An 8614-nucleotide genomic window follows, 5' to 3' on the forward strand; every position below is an offset into this window, starting at 1 on the left:
CCAGACTCGGGGCGATCGGTAAACGGCATCACCGGCACCTTTCGACGCCGCCGAGTTCACCTGCCGACACCGCTGAATCACCTCGACTGGAGGAGAAACTCATGATGTCTTCCCGTTCATGGGCCGGCCCGAAGACCACCGCCTACCCAAGCCGCGAAGCGGGGCCGCCCTCCAAAACCGCGGCGGTGTGCCGGCTGGTTTTCATCGTCAGCTACACCGCAGTGTTCCTGCTGCACCTGTCGCCGCCGTGGCTGCCTGCGGAGGGACGCGGCGCCTTCACCATGTGGGCCTACGCGGTGCTGCTCATGCTGGCGGTCGGCGGTTGGGGCGGTGAGCTGGCCGAGCAGGGGCGCCTACTGGCGGCCGGCCCGCTGCGGGCCGTGGCCTGGCTGGCGCTCGGCGTCATAGGGGCGGTGGCGCTTGAGAGCGTGGGGGCCCTGGCATCCGACTGGCTCGCAGGCGTCCTGCCCGGCGCGGGGGGCGAGTTGGCCAATGACGCCAATGTTGGTCGGGCAATAGCCGCCTTTCCGCCCTGGGCTGTGCTGGGAGTGCTGGTGCTCGCGGGACCGGTAGTGGAGGAGATGTTCTTCCGCCAGTTCCTGTTGACCGCCATTGCCGACCGCACCCGGGCGTGGGTGGGGGTCGCGGTCTCCGGTGTGCTGTTCGGCATGCTGCACATGCGCTCCTGGGCGCTGTCCGGATGGGTTGGCATCATTCCGCACGCCTGCTTCGGCGTCGCGGCCGGGATTCTGTTCGTGAGAACACGTGGAAACGTATTGTTTCCGGCGGCGCTGCACGTGCTCAACAACCTCAACGGCATCGTCCCCTCACTGTGACCGACCAGCCCGGCCAGGGTCACGCGCGAGAGCAAGTCGACTGTCAGCCATCATGCCGACCGACCTCGGCACGTAAGATCTACCGAACTCGGCGGAGAAATCAGGCGGGGCGGTAGGTGAAGCGGTCCCAGCCGAGGGTCTCGATCTGGGCGGCCATGCGCTCGCACTCGGCGTCCCATCCGGGCGCGGACACGGCGAAGCCGCCGGTGGTGCCCGCGCCGCGGGCCTGCTGCAGCGCGTAGACCCGGGCGCCGGCGTCGTGCACGCGGCGGGCGACCTCCACGGCGTCCGCGGCGGTTGTGTCCCCGGGGACCACGGTGGTGCGCACCTCGAAGCCGACGCCGTCGCCGCGGGCGGCCGCATCCACCAGCACATGCAGGCACTCCCAGGCCTTGGCGGCGGAGTTGGGGCGGCCGACCACGACGTCGTAGTGCTCGGGCAGGGCCTTGATGTCGAGGCCGACCCAGTCGACCAGCCCGCGCGCCACCATGTCGCGCAGGCGACCCGGGTAGGGGCCGGCGGTGTGCAGACCCACCTGGAAACCCATTTCCTTCACCTCGGCGGCGGCGTCGGCGAGGGCGTCCTGGCGCAGTGCCTCCCCGCCGGTGAGGACGACGCCGTCGAGCAGGCCGCGACGGCGGGCCAGCAGGGCGCGGACCTCATCCCAGGCGACCGCGCCGGGCGTGCGCGCGGGGATGAGGGCCTGGTTGTGGCAGTAGAAGCAGTTCCAGGGGCAGCCCTGCAGGAAGACCGTCGCGACCAGGCGGTCGGGCCAGTCGACGGTGGACATGGGCACGAGCCCGGCGATCTGCAGGTCGTCGGCGGGGCGGTGCACGATGCCTTTCTTGAGGGTCTCAGTCATCGAGTCCGAGGCTCGCGGCGATCTCATCGAGGCGGCGCGTCTTGATCTCACCACGCCTGGCCGCCTCCGCTTCAGCCTTCAGCGTGTACGCGTACTCCAAGTCATCAATGTAGGACTCCACAGCCTCACGCACATAGAAAGTTGCCGGGCGCCCGGTCCGAGAGCCCAGATCATCGAGCCGACGCTTAAGCTCCTCCGGCAGTCGCACGCTCAGAACTGCTGTAGACATGTTTACAGCATAGGAGTCGGCCCTCATTTCCGACAAGCCCCAGCCCATACAGCGAAGGTCCAGAGCCCCCTAGGACGAGCGCCGGGGCCCCACCGCTGAAGCGGCAGGCGCCCCGGCGCCTCTACAGCCGAGTCACGAACAGGACCGGTGATCTCATCGATAGACCGTGGATCGATGACCGACATCAATTGCGAGGATCACGCAGCGCTCATCCTGGAGGTCGACGATCACCCGGTAGTTCCCGACCCGGAGTCGGAAGTACCCCTTAAGCGGGCCAGTCATCGGTTTCATGAAGTTCCGCGGATCATCAGCGCCCTGAATCTCCCGCAGCTTGCCGACCACACGCACCTGGACACTGCGATCGAGTCGGCGCAGCGAACTCTCGGCGCGAGGAGTCAGCTCAACGATCCAGTCCGCCACCCGCACCTCCCGCTCCGTTGGAGACCCGGACCTCAGGCGCTGATAGAGGTCAGACGCGAGGTGGTGGCGCCGTGGGCGCCGGCCGCGGCCTCGGTGAACATCTGCCGCTCCATGTACTCGCCCTTCTTACCGATATTGAAGGACTTCACGGGGCGGAAGTAGCCCATGACACGGGTCCACACCTCGCACTCGACCGGCTCGGCGTCGGGGTGCAGCTCGGCGCACTTGGGGCAGGTGAAGTGCTCGCCGGCCAGGTAGCCGTGGGTCGGGCAGATCGAGAAGGTCGGGGTGATGGTGATGTAGGGCGTGCGGAAGGCCGTCAGCGAGCGGCGCACCAGCTCCTTGCAGGCCTGGGCTGAGGAGATGTGCTCATTCATGTACAGGTGCAGGACCGTGCCGCCCGTGTACTTGGTCTGCAGCTCCTCCTGCATCTCCTGCGCCTCGAAGGGGTCGTCGGTGTAGCCGACAGGCAGCTGGGAGGAGTTGGTGTAGTACGGGTTGGAGTCGGTGCCCGCCTGGAGGATGTCGGGGAAGCGCTTGCGGTCCTCCTTGGCGAACCGGTAGGTGGTGCCCTCGGCGGGGGTGGCCTCCAGGTTGTACAGGTGGCCGGTGGCCTCCTGGATCTCAACCATGCGGCCGCGGACGTGGTCGAGGATGCGCACGCACATGGCGTGACCGCGCGGGTCGGTCAGGTCGTAGGCGTCGTGCGTGAAGTTGCGGACCATCTCGTTCATGCCATTGACGCCGATGGTGGAGAAGTGGTTGTCCAGCGTGCCGAGCCAGCGCTTGGTGAAGGGGAACAGGCCGGCCTCTATGTGGTGCTGGATGACGGTGCGCTTGAGTTCCAGCGTCTGCGAGGCGATGTCGATCAGGCGGTCCAGCGCCTTCACCAGGGCCTCCTCGTCGCCGGCATGCAGGTAGCCCAGGCGCGCCATGTTCACGGTGACGACGCCGACGGAGCCGGTCTGCTCGGCCGAGCCGAACAGGCCGTTGCCGCGCTTGAGCAGCTCGCGCAGGTCGAGCTGCAGGCGGCAGCACATGGAGCGGATCATGCCGGGGTCGAGCTCGGAGTTGATGAAGTTCTGGAAGTAGGGCAGGCCGTACTTCGCGGTCATGGTGAACAGCCGGTCGGCGTTGGGGCTGTCCCAGTCGAAGTCCTTGGTGATGTTGTAGGTGGGGATCGGGAAGGTGAAGACGCGGCCGTCGGCGTCACCGGTGGTCATGACCTCCATGAAGGCGCGGTTGATCATGCCCATCTCCTCGGCGAGGTCGCCGTAGGTGAAGTCGCACAGCTCGTCGCCGACCAGCGGGTGCTCGTCGGCCAGGTCCGCGGGGCAGGTCCAGTCGAAGGTGAGGTTGGTGAAGGGCGTCTGAGTGCCCCAGCGGGAGGGGACGTTGAGGTTGAAGATGAGCTCCTGCATGCACTGGAGGACGTCGTCGTAGCTCATGTTGTCCAGGCGGACGAAGGGCGCCATGTAGGTGTCGAAGGAGGAGAAGGCCTGCGCGCCGGCCCACTCGTTCTGCAGGGTGCCCAGGAAGTTGACGATCTGGCCGACGGCGGATGAGAAGTGCTTGGCGGGGCCGGAGGCGATCTTGCCGGGGACGCCGTTGAATCCCTGCTGGAGCAGGTTCTTCAGCGACCAGCCGGCGCAGTAGCCGGCGAACATGTCCAGGTCGTGGATGTGGATGTCGCCGTCGCGGTGGGCGTCGCCGGCCACCTGCGGGTAGATCTGGCTGAGCCAATAGTTGGCGATGACCTTGCCGGAAGTGTTCAGGATCATCCCGCCCAGGGAGTAACCCTGGTTGGCGTTGGCGTTCACGCGCCAGTCGGAGCGGTCCAGGTACTCGGTGATGGTGGAGACGGCGTCCACCTGGGGGCGCGAGCCGTGGGCGACAGCGGAGTCGGCAGAGCCTCGGGCCACGAGCTCGGGGTGCGCGGCGGCCAGGTGAGCGGCGGACGGGGTCTGGGTGCTGTCGGACACGAGGGGCCTCCAGTGCTTTGCGTTAGTGCTGAGCGTGCAGTCTTCTTTGAACGGGTGGCACCACCGGGGCCGAGGGCCCCGGTCGGCGCCGCCGACGCCGCCGACCCTACTCCAAGACACCCCCGCAAACGACACCGGTGTAACACATCATCTAGGAGCGTAACCGGCCAGCGACCACAACATGTTGTGGTCGCAACCCGCACCATACCCGCAACGGTGGCGCCATCCGGCGCGACCGCCGCTCTGCGTAACCCCACTTCTTGTGGGTGGCGCAGCTCACACTTTTACTGACGCGCACGCGCGTGTCGCCAGGCGGGCGAGCCGCGCTACCCCACGCGGCCGCAGGTAGAACCGACACGCGTCCATCCTCCGGCACGAGCAGACGAGTTCGTCGCGAACCGCCGACACGCCCAGGCTCAGGAGCGAACCCCCGTATTCTTGGTGGCACCCTATCCACCCCTGAGGAGTTCCCCCATGACCTCGATGGCACGACAGCTCTTCCACTCGGATCTTTTCCGCTACTTCGGCCGCAGCGACGTGCCGCTGACCGCCCGCCTCGGCGAGCGCAAGGTGCTGAGCTACCTGTGGACCTTCCGTCATGCGCAGAACGCCAGCTCGCCGCTGATGCAGAAGGCTTACCGAGCGGCTCTCAGCCATCTGTCGGCGACGACATTCATCCAAATTCCTTGGTCGACCAGGATCGGCCCCGGTTTCTACATCGGACACCGCGGCCGGATCATCATCAATCCGGCCGCAGTGATAGGTAGCAACTGCAACATCGCCACGGGTGTAACGATCGGCAAAGTGCCGTCCGGGCGCCGAGCGGGCACCCCCACGATCGGAGACCGCGTGTGGATCGGCACGAATGCCGTCATCGTCGGCGGGATCACCATCGGAGACGACGTCCTCATCGCCCCGGGGGCACTGGTCAACACCGATGTCCCGTCCGGTTCCACGGTCATCGGCAATCCCGGCATCATCAAAGAGGGCCACCCGTGCCCACCGGAGTACATGCAGAACCTCTGGCAGGGATGAGGCGGGGCCTGCGCTGGTCTACCAGAAGCCGACCGGGAGACACGTTTCCCCTGGTCATAGGCGGTTTGCCCAGCAAGTCACGCTGAGTTCAGTCGCCACAATTCAAACCCCGCCACGCCCTGGCATACGCTGCACGGCACCAGTGACAGCCGGCCGTGTCCCCTATCAGCAACAGATTTGAGGAGCCCTCTTGGAACCCACGCATGTCCCGGTGAACGACTTCTTGTCCACCGTGAGCACCCACTGGGAGCACGTACCTCCTCAGCGGAACCGGCAGGGCGCAGTCGCCCGGACGCATCTGCGCGCCGTCACCGATTACCTGGCGTCCGTGCCGCTGGCGGCGCGCCCGGCCTTGGACGCACTGCGTGACCTGGTGCGGCGCACCGCACCTGGCGTCGAGGAAGTGATCAGCTACGGGATCATCGGCTATCGGATTCCGGGACGCAGCAGGGCCGCGCGGGTTTTCGTCTCGGGCTGGAAGGACCACGTAGCGCTGTACCCACTGCCGTCCCAGGAGGCGCTGCGCACTGAACTCGCCCCATGGGTGCGTGGCAAGGGGACTTTGTGGTTCGGTCTGGATGAGCCCTTGCCGACGACGCTGCTGGAACGAACCGTCGCAGCGCTCTTGGATGATCAGCGGCCTTGAGATACGGCGGCGAGCGCCTCGATACGCGGTGCGATAGCATCAGCCATCCGTACGAAGACTTCGCGGAGGTCGGCGCGCGGAGAGCGGGACAGGTCGCGGATCGAGTCGACGACGTCGAGGTAGTCGTGCTGCTCACCGTCCCCTGAGTTGCGGTCATGGCACTGATGTAGCCGATCCGATGTCCGAGATGGGATCGGTCGAACCTGCGCAGGACGAGTACACCGCAGTCGCCCACATTGACCAGTCGCCGCTGCGGGCAACGGATCCCGACTTCCTGCATGAGGTCGACCATGACAGCTTCCCATGCCATGACATTCCACCGGTCGGATGCATGCGGGAATTTGGCAATCGCGAGGCCGCCGTCGTCCAGCCTCACGGAGGCCTTGGGGCGAGCGCCTCCTAGGCCGGTGGCGCCGGTGGCGAGAAGCTGCTTGATGGCGGCGGCTGGATCATCATCTGCTTGCGTCTGGTCGGCCGCAGTCAGGAGGTACGGGTGAAGTGCGCGGTCCCCACGCGCTGCGGCTTCGATTCGGTGTCGAGAAGGACTTCGACGTCGGTCATCGGGCACGCCGCTTCGTCAGGCTTCCGGCGCGCAGGCGGCCGATGTCTGTGGATAGCGGGTCGACGGCGTCGACAACCTGGTCGAGGATGCCGAGGGAGCGCAGCACTTGGGCGACGGCACCGAAGGAGACGGTGGGATCGCCGCGTTCGATCTTGCGCAGCGTGTCGCGGCTGATGTCGGCCCGCTCGGAGACCTGTTGGGCGGTCAGCCCCAGCACCATGCGCCAGCCACGGATGTGCTCGCCGAAGGCGGTCATCTGCCGGTTGATCCGGTAGCCGGGCATGCACACCTCCTTATGGCGTGCATGATCGCCATATTAGCAGGTTATGACGAACATGATCGCCGTTGTGCTACTCGGAGCTGAAGTACTCGAGCTAACGCAACCCTGTCCGGGATCATGCATCAAGAAGCTGAGCCACTCTCTGATGCGACACCCCCATAAGCATGCCGACCTCGCGGAGAGTCAACCCGCCCTCGCGCAGAACTCGCGCCGCCGCACGAGACTCGTCCGCTGCCCTGCGCGTCGCCGCATCCGCCTGCTCACGTAGCCGCCGAGCCTCCGCCATGTGCTCGACGTAGTCGGCGGGAAGTGTGGTTTGGACATCGAAGTCGACCTCGGACTCAAGGATGCCCGCGAGGTACGCAACGGCCTCACGCATCTCATCCCTCGCCTGATCGAGACGACGAACCTGAGAGACCGCGCCCACCTCGGGGACCTCAAGAACCCACCAATTGCCGATTCCCCGCTCGGCCTTAAGAACAAATGTTCGACTCATCGCCACCATCCTTTCCCGCCGAGGACCTCGGCGAACTGATCGAAGAACTTGCCCGCCGTCACGTCGTCGATCTCGACGTGACGCCCAAGGGTCCGCGTAACACTCCCGACTCGGACGGCGGTATGGCGAGTGAGTTCACGAACCTCGTATTCAAGTCCCCGGTCGCGCGCTGCGCGCTTGACCCGCTTCAGCACCGCCGACCGCTTCATGACAGCAGTCTAGTCACACTAGAAGTCTTCGGCAATGCCGACTTGCCGTCCCGAATTGCACCTCACCCGTCCACCAGCAGCGGGTCGGAGCGCCGCTCCTGCTCGGGCAGGTTCGCGGCCGTCATCAGCACGTCCGCGACGCGCCGCAGCAGCTCGCCCCGCTCACAGGTTTCCGTGGTTTTTGTCGCAGTCAGTCTTCGAAGTGCTCGAAGTCCCCTTCCGCGTCCAGGGCTCGCAGTGCCTCGAAGGCACGGCGACGCTCGCGCTCACGCTCATCACGAAGCCGCACTACGTCCTCCCGGCGGAAGCGAGTGTGCGAGCCGACCTTGAAAGAGTCGATCAGGCCGTCGCGGCTCCACTTCAGCAGCGTAGGACGCGAGACACCGAGCATGTCGGCGGCAACAGTGCTGGTGAGTTCGTCAGGGACACGGCCGATAGTGACCTCGCCATGCTCGGCGATCGAGGCGAGGGCTGCCAACAGAGCCTTCTGAACACCCTGCGTCAACACGACCTCGCGGCCGTCAGGGTCACGCAGTACGAGTACGGCTCCTTCTATGGGCTTGATCTCCTGGACCTCACGCACGGTCTGCGCCGCGAGGCCGACCCTGGTGAGCGTGCCGGCTGACATGATGTCTCCTCTTCTCCTCACACGCCGTTCGTAGGTACCGTTACAGGGTAACGCAGTTTCACGTATATGTGAAACACAGTGGGGGTCACCACTCTTCTGGTGCAACCACAGGAGACCGGGCCGCGAACCGGGCGTCCACCGGATGGCGACATCCGCGACCACGCCCTGACGCTCCGCGACGGCACGGATCACTGCGTTTGGCCCTAATCGGCGCCGTCCTGACATGACTCCATGCCATGCATTCCCGACGAGAGTGGCTCCTCGTGCGTGGAGTACGGCGGTTGGCGGCGGGGGCATCTGAGGTTGGGTGCGGCACTAGGGCGCGAGCGTCCGCGGTGGGATGCAGCGCTCGGCATGGCGTTGGCGACGCGGAGGCCAGAGCCCGATCATTGGGTACGCCCCTTCGGCGTCTACTACGCCCCTTCGGCG

General features: G+C 66.1%; 12 protein-coding genes and 1 pseudogene. 4 read left to right on the forward strand and 9 right to left on the reverse strand.

Features of this window, described 5'->3' with window-relative positions:
• The first annotated feature begins 101 nt into the window (after positions 1-101).
• Positions 102-836: a CPBP family intramembrane glutamic endopeptidase gene (locus tag Q4A20_RS10355; RefSeq protein WP_303122685.1), complete on the forward strand. Its 735-nt coding sequence runs from the start codon at positions 102-104 to the stop codon at positions 834-836.
• Positions 837-936: 100 nt separating this feature from the next.
• On the opposite strand, the gene Q4A20_RS10360 is transcribed toward Q4A20_RS10355, so the two are convergent.
• From Q4A20_RS10360 to Q4A20_RS10375, 4 genes are all read right to left on the reverse strand, one after another.
• On the reverse strand, positions 937-1698 hold the full coding sequence (locus tag Q4A20_RS10360; protein WP_303122687.1) for an anaerobic ribonucleoside-triphosphate reductase activating protein: 762 nt from the start codon (positions 1696-1698) through the stop codon (positions 937-939).
• The gene (locus tag Q4A20_RS10365) at positions 1691-1927 is read right to left on the reverse strand and encodes a peptidylprolyl isomerase (protein WP_303122689.1); all 237 of its coding nucleotides are present in this window, start codon (positions 1925-1927) and stop codon (positions 1691-1693) included. The genes Q4A20_RS10360 and Q4A20_RS10365 overlap by 8 nt, the downstream gene beginning before the upstream one ends.
• Positions 1928-2080: 153 nt before the next feature.
• Complete coding sequence (locus Q4A20_RS10370; RefSeq protein WP_303122691.1) at positions 2081-2353, reverse strand: type II toxin-antitoxin system RelE/ParE family toxin; 273 nt, start codon at positions 2351-2353, stop codon at positions 2081-2083.
• A 26-nt stretch (positions 2354-2379) separates the two neighbouring features.
• On the reverse strand, positions 2380-4269 hold the full coding sequence (locus Q4A20_RS10375; RefSeq protein ID WP_303122705.1) for a ribonucleoside triphosphate reductase: 1890 nt from the start codon (positions 4267-4269) through the stop codon (positions 2380-2382).
• Between the two features lie 534 nt (positions 4270-4803).
• Here Q4A20_RS10375 and Q4A20_RS10380 point away from each other — a divergent pair.
• Positions 4804-5364 (forward strand): serine acetyltransferase, encoded by a 561-nt coding sequence (locus tag Q4A20_RS10380; protein ID WP_303122696.1) that lies wholly within the window; start codon positions 4804-4806, stop codon positions 5362-5364.
• A 190-nt stretch (positions 5365-5554) separates the two neighbouring features.
• Positions 5555-6010, forward strand: coding sequence for an iron chaperone (locus Q4A20_RS10385; protein ID WP_303122697.1), 456 nt, complete (start codon positions 5555-5557; stop codon positions 6008-6010).
• Between the two features lie 196 nt (positions 6011-6206).
• Here Q4A20_RS10385 and Q4A20_RS15125 read toward each other — a convergent pair.
• The 5 genes and pseudogenes from Q4A20_RS15125 to Q4A20_RS10410 all read right to left on the reverse strand — a co-directional run.
• A pseudogene (locus tag Q4A20_RS15125) lies at positions 6207-6578 on the reverse strand (HipA domain-containing protein); the annotation flags it as partial.
• Positions 6568-6855: a helix-turn-helix domain-containing protein gene (locus Q4A20_RS10395; RefSeq protein WP_303122698.1), complete on the reverse strand. Its 288-nt coding sequence runs from the start codon at positions 6853-6855 to the stop codon at positions 6568-6570. The gene Q4A20_RS10395 and the pseudogene Q4A20_RS15125, both read right to left, overlap by 11 nt.
• Before the next feature lie 112 nt (positions 6856-6967).
• The gene (locus Q4A20_RS10400) at positions 6968-7348 is read right to left on the reverse strand and encodes a hypothetical protein (protein ID WP_303122699.1); all 381 of its coding nucleotides are present in this window, start codon (positions 7346-7348) and stop codon (positions 6968-6970) included.
• Positions 7345-7557, reverse strand: a complete 213-nt coding sequence (locus tag Q4A20_RS10405; protein ID WP_136314238.1) for a ribonuclease PH — start codon at positions 7555-7557, stop codon at positions 7345-7347. The genes Q4A20_RS10400 and Q4A20_RS10405 overlap by 4 nt, the downstream gene beginning before the upstream one ends.
• 190 nt (positions 7558-7747) lie before the next feature.
• Positions 7748-8185 (reverse strand): helix-turn-helix domain-containing protein, encoded by a 438-nt coding sequence (locus tag Q4A20_RS10410; protein ID WP_108965692.1) that lies wholly within the window; start codon positions 8183-8185, stop codon positions 7748-7750.
• Between the two features lie 231 nt (positions 8186-8416).
• Here Q4A20_RS10410 and Q4A20_RS10415 point away from each other — a divergent pair.
• The coding region (locus tag Q4A20_RS10415; RefSeq protein ID WP_303122704.1) for a hypothetical protein at positions 8417-8614 on the forward strand (198 nt) is incomplete at its 3' end.

The sequence above is a fragment of the Actinomyces sp. genome (assembly GCF_030530635.1).
Lineage (GTDB): Bacteria > Actinomycetota > Actinomycetes > Actinomycetales > Actinomycetaceae > Actinomyces.